The organism is Couchioplanes caeruleus, assembly GCF_023499255.1.
Lineage (GTDB): Bacteria > Actinomycetota > Actinomycetes > Mycobacteriales > Micromonosporaceae > Actinoplanes > Actinoplanes caeruleus_A.
On the sequence record NZ_CP092183.1, the window covers coordinates 5,237,358 to 5,253,236 of the forward strand.

Below are 15,879 nucleotides of genomic sequence, written 5' to 3' on the forward strand. Positions count from 1 at the left end.
ACAGCTGTAGGGTCACCTCTATGGATGTAGAGGGACAGCGGTCCGCGGTGGTGGTCGGCGGTGGCGTCGGAGGACTCGCCGCGGCGGTCGCCCTGCACCGCGCGGGCTGGGCGGTCGCGGTGTACGAGCGGGCACCGGCCCTGGAGCCCATCGGCGCGGGACTGATCCTGTGGCCGAACGCCGTACGGGCCCTGCACGCCCTGGGGCTCGGCGACGGTCTGCGGTCACGGGCGCCGGCCCTGAGCGGTTCGGGCGTACGCCGCCCCGACGGTCGGTGGCTCTCGCGAACCCGCGGTGACCAGGTCATCTCCCGTTACGGCGGCCCGCAGCTGGCGATCGTACGGGCCGACCTGACACAGCTGCTCGCCTCCGCGCTGCCACCCGGCTGCCTGCGGCTGAACGCCACTGTCACCGACGTCGACGCCGGTGGCCCGGACCGGCGGGCAGCCGTCCACTGCGGCGACCGGCTGATTGCCGCGGACCTCGTCGTCGCGGCCGACGGCGTCAACTCCCGGATACGCCGGGCGCTCTGGCCTGCGCAACCACCGGCGGAGTACTGCGGGTACGCCGCCTGGCGCGCCATGGTTCGCACCCGAGCCGTCGGGACCGGCGCGGCGAGCGAGACATGGGGACGCGCCGAGCGCTTCGGCGTCGTCCCGGTCGGCCCCGATCAGGTCTACGTGTACGCCACCGCGAACGCCCCCGCCCGCACACCCCGCGCGGATGAGCTGTCCGACCTGCGTACCCGGTTCGGGCGATGGCACGACCCCATCCCTGCCCTGCTCGCTGCGATCACGCCGGGTGACCTGCTGCGGCACGACATCCTGGCGGTACGGCCGTCGCTGCGGCGCCTGCACCGCGGCCGGGTGGCGCTGCTCGGTGATGCCGCCCATGCCATGGAACCCAACCTGGGCCAGGGCGCCGGGCTGGCCATCGAGGACGCCGTCGTCCTGGCCCACGCGATGGCCGGCGATTCCGCGGCAACCGCCGGGCCGGCCCGCTACGACCGGGCGCGCGTCGGACGCGTCACCCGGCTCGCCCGGCAGTCGCGCCTGCTGGGCCGGCTGACACAGAGCCCCTCGGCCACCGTCGCGGCGCTGCGTGACACCGCCGTACGCCTCGTGCCCGACCGCGTCGCGCTGCGCGGATTCGACGCCGCCGCCGCGTGGCGTCCGCCCGTACCGCCCGCATGGGAGCGCCCATGAGCCGGCGCGGCTGCGCCGTGGGACCGGACGCTCTGGCAGCTTCACCGGTTCGAGCCTGGCGATGGCGCTGGTCATCGCGGGCCTCGGCGCGCTGAACCTGCTTGCGCTGCGCCGCGGACGACCAGCGGGATCCCGATATCGGAAGATCTGTGACATGCACACGAGGCAACCGACGCTGTTCTTGATGGTGGGGCTCCCGTGCGCCGGGAAGACCACCGCCGCCCGCAGCATCGAGGTCGAGCATGAGGCTCTTCGCCTCACCAAGGACGAGTGGGTCAAGGCTCTCTACGGGCTCGAGAACCCGCCGTCGGCGGGCGACGTGATCGAGGGGCGGCTCATCGAGATCGGGCTGCGCGCCCTCGAGCTGGGCATCGACGTCGTGATCGACTTCGGGCTCTGGAGCCGGGACGAGCGCTCCGCGCTCCGCCGGGCGGCCGCCGACCTCGGCGCGGCGGTGGAACTGCGCCATTTCGAGGTCTCCCTCGCCGAGCAGCGGAAACGGCGCGACCGGCGTCAGGCCGAGGCACCGCACTCGACGTGGCCGATGTCCGACGAGGAACTGACCGGGTGGGCGGCGGCGTTCGAGGTCCCCACGCCGGGCGAAGTGGACGGCAGCGAGGCCGCCGGCGAGCCTCCGGCCGGCTTCACGACGTGGCGGGAGTGGCGTACGTACCGCTGGCCGCCGTCGGTCTCCTGACGCCCCCACCCCGCAGGGGTTCAGTGGGGGTCGGGGCGTGTTTCCGCGCTGGGCGGCTGAAGGTCCAGGGACCACGTCTGTCCGACGAGGTCGTGGCCGAAGCTGTGGTGGGGTTCCTCGCCGACGAGGGCGAAGCCGGCGGCCCGGTAGATCCGGCGGGCTGACACGAGCACGTCGTTGGTCCACAACACGACCCGCCGGTAGCCGGCCGCGCGGGCGAAGGCGAGGCACTCCTCGACCAGCCGGGCGCCGATGCCGAGGCCGCGGGCGTCCGGGGTGACCAGCAGGATCCGCAGCTGAGCGGTCCCGGCGTCCGGCCCCGCGACGAGGTAGACGCATCCGGCGCGCCGGCCGTCGGCCTCGGCGATCCAGGCCGCCTCACGGGACGGATCGTGCCCGGTGGCGTAATCGGCGACGATCCTGGCGACCAGGGCCTCGAAGTCGGTGTTCCAGCCGAATTCAGCGGCATACACCTCGCCGTGCGCCATGACCGTCCAGCCCAGATCCCCCGGACTCCGGGCCGGGCGTACGGCGATGCGGGAATCGTGCCGGTCTTCCGGGGTCATGCGTCGCCCTCCCGTCGACTGAAACAGTCGTTTCAGTGACGTTATGCTACGCCCGTGACCCGCAAAGTGGAGCTGCTGGAGGCCACGTACCGCTACGTCCTGGAGCACGGCCTGACGCAGCTGTCCCTGCGACCGCTGGCCGCGGCGATCGGCTCCAGCCCACGCGTGCTGGTCTTCCTGTTCGGCAGCAAGGAGGGCCTGGTACGGGCGGTGCTGGCGCGCGCACGCACCGACGAGCTCGCGGTCCTGGACCACGTCCGGCCCTCCGGCGACCCGGCGGCCATCGGGCTGGCCACCGCCGTCGAGCGCCTCTGGGCGTGGCTGGCCGCCCCGGAACACCGGCCCGTGCTCACGCTGTGGGCCGAGAGCTACGCCCGGTCGCTCGTCGAGCCCGGCGGCGTGTGGGGCGGCTTCGCCGCGGCGACGGTGCACGACTGGCTGGCGCTCCTCGCCGACTGCCAGCCGCCGCAGGAGAGGGACAGCGTGGACGGAAGCGCCCGCCGTACCCTCGCCCTGGCCGTTCTCCGGGGTGCCTTGCTGGACCTCCTCGCGACGGGCGACCACGAGCGGGTGACAGCCGCGATCGACCGCCAGCTCGCCCTGAGGCCGGGCCCGGCGCACGCGGGACCGCCCTGAGCCTGCCGGCGTCTCGCACCGGCCCGCTACATTCGGTGTGACCGCACCCCATCGATCGGAGCGTGACCTGCGATGACCGCCCTCGAGGACCCCGGCTCCAGCGGCGAGGACCCCGGCCCGAACCCGTCCGGCGACGAGCTGGAGGGCTGGCTGTCGGACCTGCGCACCGACGTGGCCGCCGCCCCCTCCGCGTGGATCGGCGAGGAATCGGCCGGCAAGCCGGTCGAGGACGGCACCCCCGACCCCCGCCGGACGGGTACGGCCGGCCGGAGCGGCGGCGGGCGGCACCGCGCGGCGGATTAGACCGATATTGGCGGCCGTGGATGCGTTTCGGCCGCGGTGACCGGGGAACGACTGCCTGTCGGCGTACTCGATCGATGGGAGTGTCCCGTGAGACGAGGAATTCGCAACGCGGCCGTCGCCGCCCTGGCCGGGGCGGTCGCCGTGACCGCCGGTGGAGCCGGCGCCGCGCCGCGGGTGCCGGCCGCCGTGGACGGCGACTGGACGACCTACCACCATGACAACGCCCGGTCCGGGGTGGCCGCCGGCCTCGCGCCGCTCGGCACCCTGGCCCGCGCCTGGTCCGCGACGCTCGACGGCGCGGTGTACGGGCAGCCCCTGGCGGTCGGCGACCGGGTGTTCGCCGCCACCGAGAACGACACCGTGTACGCGCTGGACGCGGCCACCGGCGCCGTCGCGTGGTCAGCGCACGTCGGAACCCCGGTACGGCGCTCGTCGTTGCCGTGCGGCAACATCGACCCGCTGGGCATCACCAGCACGATGGTGTACGACCCGGCGACCAACCTGCTCTTCGCGCTCGCCGAACGCACCGGCCCGGAACACGTGCTGGTCAGCATCGACGCCACCACCGGACAGGTCAGCGAGGAGCGGGCCGCCGAGCCGCCCCGCGGTGACCGGGTCGCGCACCAGCAACGCGCCGCGCTCAACCTGCTCGGCGACCGGGTCTACATCGCGTACGGCGGCCTGGCCGGCGACTGCGGCAACTACATCGGCTCCGTCGTCTCCCTGCCGACGACCGGTACCGCCGTCCCGGCCGGTTACGCCGTCCCGACGACCCGGGAGGCGGGCATCTGGGCCCCCGGCGGCGCCACCGTGGCCGGCGGCAACCTGCTGTACGCGGTCGGCAACGGCGAGAGCACCTCCGGCGCGTACGACGGCAGCGACTCGGTCATCGCCCTGAGCCCGGAGCTGAAGCTCGCCGACCGGTTCGCGCCGAGCACCTGGGCGGCCGACAACGCCGCCGACCTCGACCTCGGCTCGATGACGCCCGCGCTGGCCGGCTCGTACGTCTACACCGACGGCAAGCGCGGCACCGGCTACACGCTGCGCGCCGATGCGCTGGGCGGCATCGGCGGCCAGGTCGCGCAGGCCACCGTCTGCCGCGCGTTCGGTAGTGCCGCCGTGGACGGGGACACCGTCTACGTTCCGTGCTCCGACGGTCCGCGCGCGGTGCAGATCGGTGCCGCCGGCGACATCCGCGTGCTCTGGCGCGGCCCGGCCGCCGCGAAGGGCTCACCCGTCGTGGGCGGTGGCGCCGTCTGGGTGGTCGACTACGACGGCGGCACCCTCTATGCGCTGGACCCCGCCACCGGATCGGTACGCCAGCAGATCGCCGTCGGCGTCTGCCCGCACTTCACGTCCCCGACCCTCGCCCACGACCGCGCCTACGTCGGCACCACCTCGGGCGTGGTGGCGATCGCCGGCGCTTAGGGCGCCGGCGACCCCTCCCTCAGTCGAGGCAGAACTCGTTGCCCTCGACGTCCTGCATCACGAGGCACGACTCGTTGAAGCCGTCGGCGCGCAGCAGCTCCACGCGCTTGGCGCCGAGCGCGGTCAGCCGGTCGCCCTCCGCCTCGAGGGCGGCCAGGCGCTCGTCGCCCACCAGCCCCAGGCCGACGCGGACGTCGAGGTGCACCCGGTTCTTGACGACCTTGCCCTCGGGTACGCGCTGGAAGAACAGCCGCGGGCCGGCGCCCGACGGGTCGACGCACGCGAAAGCCGACCCCTGACGCTCGGGCGGCAACGCGCTGTTGAACGCGTCCCAGTCCTCGAAGCCCGGCGGCGGCTGCGGCACGACGTACCCCAGCACCTCGCACCAGAAGCGAGCGACGCGCTCCGGATCCGCGCAGTCGAAGGTGACCTGGACCTGCCTGACTGATGCCATCATTCCACCCTAGATCTTGTCGTACGCCTGGTTTGACACGCGCCCGGAACCGGTGGGCCTCACCCGTTCGGCCGCGACCCGACCGCCTGCAACGACCAGCTGTTGCCGTCGGGGTCGCGGAAGTGGACGAACCGGCCCCACGACTGCTCGTCGACGGCACCCGCCTCGACGCCGGCCTGCGTCAGCTGAGCGCGGGCGGCGTCCGCGTCGGCCACCACCACCTGGATCTCCTGGCTGCCCGGCACCTTCTCGGTGATGCCGTCCCCGATCACGATCGAGCAGGCCGACCCGGGCGGCGTGAGCTGGACGAACCGCAGGCCGTCGCGCACCGCGTGGTCGTGGTCGGCGTGGAAGCCGATCCGCTCGTAGAACGCCTTGGCGCGGTCGACGTCGGTGACCGGCACGGGGATGAGTTCGATCTTCCACGTTGCTGTCATGACCCCATCGTGCCGACAATTGCGGTCAGGACACGACCGCAGAGCGACGGCGGTCAGAACGTGGCGATCGGATTGACCGGGCTGCCGGACGTACCGGCGAGGCGGACCGGCGCGACGGCGAGCTGGAAGTCCCACTGGCCCAGCTCGGCGGCCGTCGCCGCGCACGCCTCCAGGTCGCAGTTGTCGAGCAGCCACAGTCCCATCGCGACGAGGCCCACGGCGTGAACCGGCATCAGCACGGCGTCGTACCCGGACGGCTGCACGTCCTGCGGGGTGTCGGCGCCGATCAGCGCGACCTCGCGTTCCCGCAGCCAGGGCAGGCAGGACGCGTGCCAGCCGGCGTGCGCGAAACCGCCGCCGGCGCCGGACTCGTGCCGGACGCGGCCGTGGCCGGTGCGCAGCAGCACCGCATCGCCGGACCGCACCCGCACCCCCTGGCGGCGCTCGGCCTCCTCGAGGTCGCCGGGCACCACGCCCTCTCCGGGTTCCAGCCACGGCACCCCGCGGACGGCCGCGACGTCCAGCAGGACCCCGCGCGTGACGATCCCGTCCGCCGCCGCCGTGACGGCCGCCCACGCCGATCCCGTGACGGGGCCGACCAGCGCATGGGGCCGTCCGTTGTACATCCTGCCGTCCCAGAACAGGTGACACGGCGAGTCGAGGTGGGTGACGGTGTTGCCGTGGAACGTCATGCCCAGCCGCTCCGACGAGAAGCCCCAGCGCCGGTCGGCGTGGAAGGCGGCCGGCAGGTTCTCGGCTCCCGGCATGTCGGCGGCGCACGGACACGACGTGGTCGACCGCTCCATCTCCGCCGGTACGGCGACCTCCCACGCGCACGACACGCTCCGCCCATGACGCACGGCCCGCGCCGCTGCCAGGCGTACGGCGTCGGTGACGAGGTTCAGCGTCCCGCGCTCGTCGTCGTCACCCCACCGCCCCCAGTTCGACAGCGTCCCGAAGTATCCGAGCACGTCGTCCTGCGTGGGCAGCGATCCCCCGGCCGTCATCCCAGCCCCGATCCGATGACCACGTAGACGGACCGGCCACCGTCGCCCGGGGCGGTCCGCATCATGGTGAGAACGACCTTCCGTGGCCACCATCGCGCCGGCTCCCGCCACGCACACTCGACGATCACGGCCTCGGCATCGTCGGCGCAGTCCCCGATCTGTTCCCAGTGGTCGAGCTGCGTGGCGACGACCTTGCGCGCCTGCAGCCACGGCGATCCGGGCGGCAACGCGTACATGCGCACGGTCGCGTCCCCCCGATCGGTGCGCAAGCCGAACGCCACGATGCCGGCGCGGTCGATGACGTCCAGCGGGAAGTTCGGGCCGCCGGCGGTCGGCGCGACCGCTCCCGCGGGCGGGGTGACGGCATGGGCGACGCCGGCGGCCTTCCACCGCAGGACGGCGGCCCCGGCGACGGCGAGCCCGATGATCAGCAGAAGCACCGCAACCGCAACGCCCAGGCGCCGCCCACCGATCCGCACGGTCAGAGTCTAGAGGGGTGCTCCGCCCTCGACCGCTAACCGTTGATCTTCAGGATCCACGGGAGGAGCGCGGCCGCGGCCGTGACCACCACCAGTTCAGCGGTCTTCTCCTGCGCCTTGTTGACCATCAGGCTCAGCCATCCCGGAGGACGGACGCCCGCCTGCCCGGAGGCGATGGACGTGGCACCGGGATCCTCGAGGTGAACGATGAGGTTCGCCTGGACGGCGACCAGGGCGTTGCCGATGGCATCCTTCAGGTCGTCCGGGCCCGGCGCGCCACGCCGTTCCTTCCGGAGGGAGGACGTCTCGGCGACCCCGATTCTCTTCGCCAGAGCGACCTGTGATCGGCGGATGAATGCCCGGGCCTCGGAGGTGCCGGCATGATCCTGGAACAGTCGCGGGCTGAGAATGGCGGATTCGAGGGCGTACAGCACGATGGACAGGTAGCGGCGGTCCGAGGTGCCGAGGGGGCCGGCACGCGAAAGGCGGTCCAGCGCGGCGCACGCGTAATAGGTGACGGCTGAGCGCGGCGAGAACCTCGCTGCCAGCTCGCGGCTGGTCAGCAGCGCCGCCGCGACGAGCGCTGTCGTGGCGAGATAGAGAATCCAGAAATTCCGGCCGCTGATCCGGCCGACTGCGGCGGCCAGGGCGATCCCCAGCACTCCGGGAATCAGGGCCGACGTGGTGAAGGCGTACGACGTTCGGCGCACGCTTCGCCGGATCTTCTCCGCGGTGGGCGCCCCGCCGGGCAGACCGCATTGTCGTAGCCACGTTGCGATCTCGTCGGAGGACGGGAAAGAGAAGGATCCCGCCACGGGATGTCCTCTCGGTCGATACCGCGGTTGCGTCGTTGCCGCGTCTCAGCGTACGCGTGCGGGGATGGATGAGCGGACGATTGCCGCGGGTATGCCCAGCCCCACCTCGTAAGCGGGTGCTGGCCCGACTGACTTCCCGGATCGCCGCCGACAGACTCGGTTCCATGACGAATCGCAGGTCTTTGCTGGTCCGCCTTCCCGCCGCGGTGGTCGTCGTGGCCGGCATGGCGGTGGCCCAGGCGGCGCCGGTGCGGGCCGCCGCCGCGACGGTGGACGGCCTCTGGCGGGTCGACGGTTACGGCATGGCGGTGTCCGTGCGCGACGGCCGGCTGCGGGCGTACGAGACGACGGCGATCAGTTGCCTGCCGTGGTTCGACGCCACCCGCTCCGGCGGCCCGGCTCCCGGTGGGGTCGTACGGTTCACCGGCGACGGGATCCCTCCGCTGACCCTGTGGCCGGTCCGGCGCACCGGGCACGTCCGGCTGGCCGTGTCCGGGTCGACCGGCACGCGCGAGCTGCTCCCGATCGACCGGTTGCCCGAGGCGTGCTCGCGCGGGCTGCCGTCCGACCCGGTGACCTCGTTCGACGTCTTCTGGCGGACGTTCGCCGAGAACTATCCGTTCTTCCGGCAGCACGGCGTCGACTGGGACGCGGTGGGTGCCGCCCACCGCCCGCTGGTACGCCCGGACATGAGCGACGACGACCTGTTCGGCGTGCTCCGGTCGATGATCGAGCCGCTGCACGACGCGCACACCGGCCTGGTCGCCGACGATGCGCACCGGTTCTTCGGCATCCGCGAGGGCACGCCGGACCGGTCGGTGGTGGAGAAGCGGGCACTGGACATCGTCGACGCCCAGCTTCCCGCCGCGGCGCGCACGTGGGGCAACGGCGCTCTGACCTACGCCGACCTGGACGGACGCCTCGGCTACCTGCGGGTCAACCGGTTCGCCGGGTACACCGAGGACAGCAGTTTCGCGCAGGACAGCGCCGTGCTGGACGACGCGCTGGACGAGATCTTGACGCCGGCCCGCACCAGCGGCGCCCGGGCGCTGCGGGGGCTGATCCTCGACGTGCGGCTCAACCGGGGCGGTTCCGACGCGCTGGCGAACCGGCTGGTCGCCGGCCTCACGCGGCGTCCGTACCTCGCGTACCGCAAGTGGGCGCGCAACGACCCGGACGATCCCGGCAGCCGCACCCGCGCGGTGCCCGTGCGCATCCGCCCCCGCCCCGGTCCCCGCTACACCGGTCCGGTCGCAGTGCTGACCGGCAGCCTCACCGTCAGCGCCGGGGAGACCTTCACCCAGGCGCTTCTGGGGCGCCGGCCCGCGCCGGTCCGCATCGGGCAGCCCACGCAGGGCGTCTTCTCCGACATCATGCCGCGGACGCTGCCGAACGGCTGGCAGTTCGCCCTGCCCGACGAGGAGTACATGACCGCCACTGGACGCACGTTCGACGTCACCGGCATTCCGCCCACCATCACGACTCCGGTCTTCACCCCGGCGGAACTGGAGGCAGGCGTGGACAGCGCGTTGCGTACCGCTCGCTCACTGCTGACGAGCGACGGGCCGCGTCAGGGTTTGCGGCCCACCGCGCAGTACACGTCGAGGGGCTGCGGGTCCGTTCCCGGCTGCGGCCGCCACAGCGGGGTCGACACCACGCCCGGCTCGAGGAGCTCCAGCCCCTCGAAGTAGCCGCCGATCTCCTCCGGCGTCCGAAGGTTGTACGGGTGGCCGCTCTGCTTGGCGACCCGCTGGCTCTCCACGCTCTGCGCGCTGGTGCTCGTGCCGTCGCTGACCGCGAGGTAGCTGCCGGAGGGCATCGCGGCGAGCAGGCGCCGGACGATCGACCGGGCCTCGGCGTAGTCGGCGACGTTGCCCAGGATGCCGATCATCGTCAGCGCCACCGGCCGGGTGAAGTCGAGGGTGCGGGCGGCCTCGGTCAGGATCCGCCCGGGGTCCTCGACGTGGGAGTCGATGTACGCGGTCCGCCCCTCGGGCGAGCTCGTCAGCAGCGCGCGGGCGTGGGCCAGCACGAGCGGGTCGTTGTCGGCGTAGACGATCCGTGACTCCGGGGCCACCCGCTGGGCGACCTCGTGGGTGTTGTCGGCCGTCGGCAGGCCGGTGCCGATGTCGAGGAACTGCCGGATGCCCACCTCACCGGCCAGGTGCGTGACCGCCTGGATGAGGAACCTGCGCTGCGACCGGGCGACCGCCACGATCCCCGGGTTCGCGGAGCGCAGCGCGTCACCCAGCTCGCGGTCGACGGCGAAGTTGTCCTTGCCGTCCAGGAGGTAGTTCCACACCCGCGCGCTGCTCGGCCGGGTGATGTCGATGTCGGGGTCGGTCATCGAGTCCCCTTCGCGGGAGGCGGCGGTCAGACAGCGATCCTAGCCAATGCGACGCGCCCGCAGGGACCGCCGGCGATCCAATCTGGACAGCCGGGTCCGGGTCACGGCAGCGGTCCGGCAGATGACACCGGGTCTTGGTCGGGGACGGCGGGCTCCGGACGCCCGGCCGGGGACGACGTGGCGGGGACGTCCGGCATCGGCCGCCACGCGCTGACCCCGATGCGGCCGGTGCTGCCCAGGTCGAGGCCGCCGGGCGGGCGGACGGTCTGCGCCGGGCCGCCGGCCCGCGGCGCGATCTCGAGCGACGCCACGGTCACCGGCGGATGCCGGATGTCGTCGTAGGTGTTGCGCCACGCCACCCCCGCACCGGCGCGCCGGCCCGGCTCCAGCAGCATCGGCTCCGGCGGGCCGTCCCACGGCAGCGCCGAGCCGACGATCTCCTCGACCCCGTGCAGGACCCGCACCCGCAGGGCCGTCCGGTCCCCGGCGAACGACCGTACGCCGGGGTAGCCGTCGAGGCGGTAGGCCCGCGTGCCGCAGTTGACCAGCGTGATGCCGAGCACCCGCAGCCCCATCGCGGCGTCCCCCTCGCCCACCTCGAGCCGTACGCCGCCGGGCGGGCAGGTGACAGCGGTCGTCGAGGGGGACGGCGCCGGCTCCGACGGGGAGACGGGCAGCCCGGAGCCGGACGGCGGCGCCGGCCGGGCACAGCCGGCGAGCAGCGCCGCGAGGGCGACCGGCACGGCGAGGTTGCGCATCCGGGATCCCGTCACGCGACCATCCTGCCCGGCCGGCACAAACGCCCGGGCCGCCTGGCCGGCTGTCCGGCTCTGTTGTGTGCGGCCCCTAAGCTCGCGGTGTCGGCGGAGGGATGCGAATGGGACTGTCAGGCCGGACCTGTCCGGATTGCGGTCGGCGCGTGCGGGAGCCGTTCAAGCGGACCGTCACCGGGCGGGAGGTCTGCCCCGAGTGCGCCGACGCCCTGTTCATGGGATCGGCCACGGGCGCGATCACCGGGAACGTGGGGTCCGGCTTCGGGGTCTGGGCGATGCTCATGCGCAGGATCCGGCGTACCCGGCGGCGTACCTGATCGGAGAAGGTCAGCTGAAGAGGGCGAACCGATAGCGCCCCGCCCCGCCGATCGACGTGAACGCCCCGCCCGCCCCGACCCGCCGGTGACCCGCGTCGGCCGTGACGACCTGGACCCCGTACGTGCCGTTGGCCCGGGGGTTCCATGCGGTCAGCCGGCCCGCGCTGTCGAGCGCGGCCAGCTTGACCCGCGGCTGGTAGCCGGCCGGGCAGCCGAGCTGGCGGATGGTGCTGGTGGTGCGGCAGGCCCGGTCGAAGTGGCCGCCGACGTACGTGGTGCCGCCCAGCACCGCCAGGTTGTGCACGTCGCCGTCGAAGAGGTGGGTCCAGCGGATCGCGCCGGACGGGGTGTAGCCGACGGCCCGCCCGCCCGGCCCTCCGGTGCCGGTGGAGATGCCGGTGGGTGACACCGCGATGTCCATGACGAGGTGGGGCGCGGCCGGGCGGAAGGCGGTGACCAGCCCGCCGGTCGCGGGGGTGACCGCGGCCAGCCGGGCGCGGGAGGCGCCGTTGACGTGGGTGAACTCGCCTCCGGCGTAGAGCCGGGTACGGGTCACGGCGAGCGCCCGCACCCGCCCGTCGGTGCCGGGGCGGAAGGTCCGGTCCAGCCCGCCGGAGGCGTGCGAGAACGCGGCCAGGTTGCGCCGGACCGTGCCGTCCACGCGGGAGAACGCCCCACCCACGTAGACGCGGCCGTTGCCGACGGCAAGGGTGGAGACCGTGCCCGACACCGTGTGGGAGAAGCGGTCGAGCCTGCCGGTGACCGCGTCGATGCGGGCCACCGAGTCGCGGCGGGCGCCGGCGACGGTGTCGAAGTCGCCGGCGGCGTACACGGCCGGGCGGCCGGTCACCGTGACCGCGAGCGAGCGGACGGTGCCGTTCGCGGCGGGGTTCCAGGGCAGGACCGCACCGGTACGCGCGCTGAAGGCCGCCAGCCGCTTGCGGGTGTAGGTGTGGCCCCGGAACGTCACCTCCGTGAAGGATCCTCCGACGTAGACGGTGTCGCTGCGGAACGCCAGCGCCCACACGGTCGAGTTGAACGCGGGCGTGGCCGCGACGGCCGCCCGGGCCGGGACGCCGGGGGCGAGGGTGCAGATCAGGGCCACGAGGGCGGTCAGCGTACGCACATGGTGATCAACTGCCCAGGGGCGCCGGAGGTTGCGCGGCGGCCCGGCCCTTCGCGGCCTGGATCTGCTCGTAGACGCGGGTGCGCTGGGCCGTGAACCGCGGGTCGGCGCGGGTGTGCAGCTGGTCGCGGGCGGCCGGCAGGTCCACGGTCAGCTGATCCTGCACGACGGTCGGCGAGGCCGAGAGCATGATGACGCGCTGGCCCAGGTACACCGCCTCGTCGATGTCGTGGGTGACGAACAGGATGGTCACGCCGAGCCGTTGCCACAGCTCGCGGACCAGGTCCTCGAGGTCGGCGCGGGTCTGTGCGTCCACGGCGGCGAACGGCTCGTCCATGAGCAGGATCGACGGCTCGTACGCCACCGCCCGGGCGATCGCCACGCGCTGCTGCATGCCACCGGACAGCTGCCACGGGTACGCGGTCTGCGTACCGTCGAGGCCGACCGCGGCCAGGGCGTCCGCGACCAGCGTGGCCCGCCGGGTCTTGGGGATCTTCTTCTGCTTGAGGGGCAGCTCGACGTTGTCGCGCACCGTCATCCACGGGAAGAGACTGCGGCCGTACTCCTGGAAGACGACCGCCATGCCCGGCGGCGGCCCGGCGACCTCGCGCCCGTCGACGCGCACCGCGCCGCCGGTGGGGTCGAGCAGGCCGGCGATGCAGCGCAGCAGCGTGGTCTTGCCGCAGCCGGACGGGCCGACGAGGCACACCAGCTCGCCGGCCTCGACCGTGAACGTCAGGTCGCGCAGCGCCTCCACCTCGCGCCGCTCCGACCGGTAGACCTTGCGCAGGCCCTGGACCTCCAGCATGGTTGTCGTCCTCTCAGGAGCGGCTGGCGTCGCGCAGGCCGTGGTACCAGGCGAGCAGGTGACGTTCGGCGAGGCGGAACAGCTCGGACAGCGCGAAGCCGAGCAGGCCGAGCAGGATGATGCCGCTCCACATCTCGGGGATCGCGAAGCTGCGCTGGAACTGCACAATCGTGAAGCCGAGGCCGTTGCTCGCGGCGAACATCTCGCTGATCACCATGAGGATGATCGCGAGGGACAGCGCCTGGCGCAGGCCGGCGACGATCTGCGGGGACGCGGCGGGCAGGAGCAGGTGGCGCACCCGGGCGGCGCCGGTGATGCCGTACGCCCGGGAGGTGTCGCTGAGCACGCCGTCGACCGCGCGCACCCCCTCGACGGTGTTGAGCAGGACCGGCCACACGCAACCGGAGACGATGACGATGACCTTCATGCCGTCGCCGATGCCGGCGAAGAGCATGATCACGGGTACGAGCACCGGCGGCGGGACGGCCCGGAAGAACTCGAGCACCGGCTCCGCGGCGGCGCGCAACCGGCGGTTCGCCCCGATGGCCACGCCCAGGGCGACGCCGAGCACGGATGCCAGCGCGTAGCCGGCGGCGAGGCGCCCGAGGCTGGGCAGGACGTCGGCGCGCAGGCGTTGCGGCGTCCACGTGTCGGCGAACGCGGCCAGGATCGTGCGCAGCGGCGGCGCGTAGAAGTTCTCGCTGCCCAGGCTCGCGGCGTACCAGACCGCGACGAGCAGGACCGGCAGCGCCAGCAGGCGCAGGGCACGCCTCACCGGGCCGGCTCCGCCCGGACGGACTGGTGCCAGGACAGGAACCGGCGCTCGGCGTAGCGCGCGCCGACGTTGATGGCGACGCCGAGCAGGCCGGTGACCACGATGAGGGCGTACATCGTGGGCAGGGCGCCGGAGCTCTGCGCGACGGCGATCACCGACCCGAGGCCGGGGGCACCGATCACCAGCTCGGCGGTGACCGCGAGGACCAGCGCGACCGCGGCGGCGAGGCGGATGCCGGTGAAGACGTACGGCAGCGCGGTGGGCCAGAGCACGTGGCGCAGCCGGGCCCAGGGGCTGAGGCGGAAGCTGCGCGCGGTCTCGTCGGCGACCGGGTCGACGTCGGCCACCCCGTACAGGACCTGCACCAGCACCTGCCAGAAGGCCGCGTACACGACGAGCAGAAGGGTGGAGCCGAGGTCCGTGCCGTACAGCAGGACGGCGAGCGGGATGAGCGCGACCGACGGGATGGGCCGCAGGAACTCCACGGTGGAGGCCGTCCAGGCGCGCAGCGTCGGCACCGCGCCGATGAGCACGCCCACGGCGACCCCGGCGCCGACGGCGATCGCGAGGCCGAGCGCCCAGGCGGTCAGCGTGTCGCCGACCGCGGTCCAGAACGCGGCGGTGCCGGCCTCGTCGGCGAGCGCGGCCAGGATCCGGCTGGCCGGGGGCAGGTCGGCGACCAGGCCCAGCCGGGGCAGCGCCTCGGCGAGCAGGAGCAGCCCGGCCAGGCCGGAGAGCCGCAGGATCACGGCAGGATCTTCGTCAGGTCGGGCGTCGCGCCGGCGAAGATCCCGTCCTGCTCACCGAGCTTCGCGAGCGTCTCGACCGACACCTTGTTGATCGCCGTCGGCCACTTCGGCAGGGTCAGCGCGGCGCGGGCCTTCGGATCGATCTTCGTGTACGAGCCCAGCACCGCGCGCACCTCGTCGGGGTGGGCGTCGGCGTAGCTCAGCGACTCGTTCATCGCGTCGGTGAAACGCTTGACGAGGTCGGCGTCGTCCGCGATGAGCTTCGTGGAGGCGAAGTAGGCGGCCACCGTCAGGTCGGGCGCCGCGTCGACGTAGTTCCACGCCACGACGCGGCCGCCGGCGGCGGTGACGGCCGACAGCGACGGCTCGACCACCCACGCGGCGTCGACCTGTCCGGCCTGCAGCGCGGCGGGCATGTTCGCGAACGGCATCTCCACGAACGTGATGCCGGCCGGGTCGCCGCCGGCCTTGCGGACCGATTCGCGCACGGTGGTGTCGCCGATGTTCTTGAGCGTGTTGACGGCGATCTTCTTGCCGGCCAGGTCGGCGGCCTTGGTGATCGGGCTGTCCCTGCGGACGGTGACGCCGCCGAAGTCCTTGCCGGCCTGCCCGGTGGAGGCGACACCGTTGGCCACGACCTTGATCGGCACGTTCCTGGTCTGCGCGACGAGCAGCGACGTGATGTTGCTGAAGCCGAACTGGAACTGGCCGCTCACCACGCCGGGCACGATCGCGGCGCCGCCCTGGCCGCTCTCCATGGTCAGCTCGATCCTGCGGGACGCGAAGAAGCCCTTCTGCTGCCCGAGGTAGATGGGCGCCACGTCGACGATCGGGATGACGCCGACCTTGACCTTGTCCGCTCCCCCGCTGCCCGCGCCCGGGTCATCGGAGCCGCAGCCGGCCCCGGCCGCGGCGAGGGTGAGCACTGCCAGCCCCGCGATCAACCGGCGCATGTGC

19 protein-coding genes and 1 pseudogene are annotated in these 15,879 nt (G+C 73.3%); 7 read left to right on the top strand and 13 right to left on the bottom strand.

The annotated features are described in order from the left end of the window. Positions 1 to 20 precede the first annotated feature (20 nt). Together COUCH_RS24305 and COUCH_RS24310 are read left to right on the top strand one after the other, a co-directional pair. On the top strand, positions 21 to 1,205 hold the full coding sequence (locus COUCH_RS24305) for an FAD-dependent monooxygenase (protein ID WP_249607507.1): 1,185 nt from the start codon (positions 21 to 23) through the stop codon (positions 1,203 to 1,205). Between the two features lie 154 nt (positions 1,206 to 1,359). After that, positions 1,360 to 1,902 (top strand): AAA family ATPase, encoded by a 543-nt coding sequence (locus COUCH_RS24310; RefSeq protein WP_249607508.1) that lies wholly within the window; start codon positions 1,360 to 1,362, stop codon positions 1,900 to 1,902. A 20-nt stretch (positions 1,903 to 1,922) separates the two neighbouring features. On the opposite strand, the gene COUCH_RS24315 is transcribed toward COUCH_RS24310, so the two are convergent. Then, the gene (locus COUCH_RS24315) at positions 1,923 to 2,468 is read right to left on the bottom strand and encodes a GNAT family N-acetyltransferase (RefSeq protein WP_249607510.1); all 546 of its coding nucleotides are present in this window, start codon (positions 2,466 to 2,468) and stop codon (positions 1,923 to 1,925) included. A gap of 54 nt (positions 2,469 to 2,522) precedes the next feature. On the opposite strand from COUCH_RS24315, the gene COUCH_RS24320 reads away from it, so the two are divergent. The 3 genes from COUCH_RS24320 (at position 2,523) to COUCH_RS24330 (ending at position 4,835) form a co-directional block, all read left to right on the top strand. Beyond that, positions 2,523 to 3,104 carry a TetR/AcrR family transcriptional regulator gene (locus tag COUCH_RS24320; RefSeq protein ID WP_249607511.1) on the top strand — a complete coding sequence of 194 codons (582 nt, stop codon included), beginning with the start codon at positions 2,523 to 2,525 and terminating at the stop codon, positions 3,102 to 3,104. 72 nt (positions 3,105 to 3,176) lie between these two features. After that, positions 3,177 to 3,407 carry a hypothetical protein gene (locus tag COUCH_RS24325; protein WP_249607513.1) on the top strand — a complete coding sequence of 77 codons (231 nt, stop codon included), beginning with the start codon at positions 3,177 to 3,179 and terminating at the stop codon, positions 3,405 to 3,407. A gap of 87 nt (positions 3,408 to 3,494) precedes the next feature. Further along, positions 3,495 to 4,835 carry a PQQ-binding-like beta-propeller repeat protein gene (locus COUCH_RS24330; protein WP_249607514.1) on the top strand — a complete coding sequence of 447 codons (1,341 nt, stop codon included), beginning with the start codon at positions 3,495 to 3,497 and terminating at the stop codon, positions 4,833 to 4,835. A gap of 19 nt (positions 4,836 to 4,854) precedes the next feature. On the opposite strand, the gene COUCH_RS24335 is transcribed toward COUCH_RS24330, so the two are convergent. Genes COUCH_RS24335 through COUCH_RS24355 form a run of 5 tightly spaced genes read right to left on the bottom strand, consistent with a single transcriptional unit; the run spans position 4,855 to position 8,027 of the window. Further along, positions 4,855 to 5,289, bottom strand: a complete 435-nt coding sequence (locus COUCH_RS24335) for a VOC family protein (protein WP_249607515.1) — start codon at positions 5,287 to 5,289, stop codon at positions 4,855 to 4,857. A gap of 59 nt (positions 5,290 to 5,348) precedes the next feature. Continuing rightward, positions 5,349 to 5,726: a VOC family protein gene (locus tag COUCH_RS24340; RefSeq protein WP_249607516.1), complete on the bottom strand. Its 378-nt coding sequence runs from the start codon at positions 5,724 to 5,726 to the stop codon at positions 5,349 to 5,351. Positions 5,727 to 5,779: 53 nt separating this feature from the next. Next, positions 5,780 to 6,733: a cyclase family protein gene (locus COUCH_RS24345; protein ID WP_249607517.1), complete on the bottom strand. Its 954-nt coding sequence runs from the start codon at positions 6,731 to 6,733 to the stop codon at positions 5,780 to 5,782. Further along, the gene (locus COUCH_RS24350; RefSeq protein ID WP_249607518.1) at positions 6,730 to 7,212 is read right to left on the bottom strand and encodes a hypothetical protein; all 483 of its coding nucleotides are present in this window, start codon (positions 7,210 to 7,212) and stop codon (positions 6,730 to 6,732) included. Before COUCH_RS24350 ends, COUCH_RS24345 begins: the two co-directional genes overlap by 4 nt. A gap of 35 nt (positions 7,213 to 7,247) precedes the next feature. Next, positions 7,248 to 8,027, bottom strand: coding sequence for a hypothetical protein (locus tag COUCH_RS24355; protein WP_249607519.1), 780 nt, complete (start codon positions 8,025 to 8,027; stop codon positions 7,248 to 7,250). 302 nt (positions 8,028 to 8,329) lie between these two features. Here COUCH_RS24355 and COUCH_RS24360 point away from each other — a divergent pair. Next, positions 8,330 to 9,496 (top strand): annotated as a pseudogene (locus tag COUCH_RS24360) (S41 family peptidase); the annotation flags it as partial. Positions 9,497 to 9,597: 101 nt separating this feature from the next. On the opposite strand, the gene COUCH_RS24365 reads toward COUCH_RS24360, so the two are convergent. Beyond that, positions 9,598 to 10,374 (bottom strand): SAM-dependent methyltransferase, encoded by a 777-nt coding sequence (locus COUCH_RS24365; RefSeq protein ID WP_249607520.1) that lies wholly within the window; start codon positions 10,372 to 10,374, stop codon positions 9,598 to 9,600. 101 nt (positions 10,375 to 10,475) lie between these two features. Then, positions 10,476 to 11,147: a DUF4232 domain-containing protein gene (locus COUCH_RS24370; RefSeq protein WP_249607521.1), complete on the bottom strand. Its 672-nt coding sequence runs from the start codon at positions 11,145 to 11,147 to the stop codon at positions 10,476 to 10,478. A 146-nt stretch (positions 11,148 to 11,293) separates the two neighbouring features. Here COUCH_RS24370 and COUCH_RS24375 point away from each other — a divergent pair, with 146 nt between their 5' ends. Beyond that, a complete protein-coding gene (locus COUCH_RS24375) occupies positions 11,294 to 11,464 on the top strand; it encodes a hypothetical protein (protein ID WP_249607522.1) in 171 nt (56 codons plus the stop codon). 10 nt (positions 11,465 to 11,474) lie between these two features. On the opposite strand, the gene COUCH_RS24380 is transcribed toward COUCH_RS24375, so the two are convergent. From COUCH_RS24380 to COUCH_RS24400, 5 genes are read right to left on the bottom strand one after another with little or no spacing between them, the layout of a single operon-like run. After that, complete coding sequence (locus tag COUCH_RS24380) at positions 11,475 to 12,590, bottom strand: hypothetical protein (protein ID WP_249607523.1); 1,116 nt, start codon at positions 12,588 to 12,590, stop codon at positions 11,475 to 11,477. A gap of 7 nt (positions 12,591 to 12,597) precedes the next feature. Then, positions 12,598 to 13,398, bottom strand: coding sequence for an ABC transporter ATP-binding protein (locus COUCH_RS24385; RefSeq protein WP_249607524.1), 801 nt, complete (start codon positions 13,396 to 13,398; stop codon positions 12,598 to 12,600). A 13-nt stretch (positions 13,399 to 13,411) separates the two neighbouring features. Next, a complete protein-coding gene (locus tag COUCH_RS24390; protein WP_249607525.1) occupies positions 13,412 to 14,173 on the bottom strand; it encodes an ABC transporter permease in 762 nt (253 codons plus the stop codon). Continuing rightward, on the bottom strand, positions 14,170 to 14,922 hold the full coding sequence (locus COUCH_RS24395) for an ABC transporter permease (protein WP_249607526.1): 753 nt from the start codon (positions 14,920 to 14,922) through the stop codon (positions 14,170 to 14,172). The genes COUCH_RS24390 and COUCH_RS24395 overlap by 4 nt, the downstream gene beginning before the upstream one ends. Beyond that, positions 14,919 to 15,875 carry an ABC transporter substrate-binding protein gene (locus COUCH_RS24400; protein ID WP_249607527.1) on the bottom strand — a complete coding sequence of 319 codons (957 nt, stop codon included), beginning with the start codon at positions 15,873 to 15,875 and terminating at the stop codon, positions 14,919 to 14,921. Before COUCH_RS24400 ends, COUCH_RS24395 begins: the two co-directional genes overlap by 4 nt. Positions 15,876 to 15,879 lie beyond the last annotated feature (4 nt).

Bases quoted from the DNA above. Each gene is read 5' to 3' on its own strand.
- COUCH_RS24305 (WP_249607507.1), top strand. From the start codon at position 21: ATGGATGTAGAGGGACAGCGGTCCGCGGTGGTGGTCGGCGGTGGCGTC.
- COUCH_RS24310 (WP_249607508.1), top strand. From the start codon at position 1,360: ATGCACACGAGGCAACCGACGCTGTTCTTGATGGTGGGGCTCCCGTGC.
- COUCH_RS24315 (WP_249607510.1), bottom strand. From the start codon at position 2,468: ATGACCCCGGAAGACCGGCACGATTCCCGCATCGCCGTACGCCCGGCC.
- COUCH_RS24325 (WP_249607513.1), top strand. From the start codon at position 3,177: ATGACCGCCCTCGAGGACCCCGGCTCCAGCGGCGAGGACCCCGGCCCG.
- COUCH_RS24335 (WP_249607515.1), bottom strand. From the start codon at position 5,289: ATGGCATCAGTCAGGCAGGTCCAGGTCACCTTCGACTGCGCGGATCCG.
- COUCH_RS24340 (WP_249607516.1), bottom strand. From the start codon at position 5,726: ATGACAGCAACGTGGAAGATCGAACTCATCCCCGTGCCGGTCACCGAC.
- COUCH_RS24345 (WP_249607517.1), bottom strand. From the start codon at position 6,733: ATGACGGCCGGGGGATCGCTGCCCACGCAGGACGACGTGCTCGGATAC.
- COUCH_RS24365 (WP_249607520.1), bottom strand. From the start codon at position 10,374: ATGACCGACCCCGACATCGACATCACCCGGCCGAGCAGCGCGCGGGTG.
- COUCH_RS24385 (WP_249607524.1), bottom strand. From the start codon at position 13,398: ATGCTGGAGGTCCAGGGCCTGCGCAAGGTCTACCGGTCGGAGCGGCGC.
- COUCH_RS24400 (WP_249607527.1), bottom strand. From the start codon at position 15,875: ATGCGCCGGTTGATCGCGGGGCTGGCAGTGCTCACCCTCGCCGCGGCC.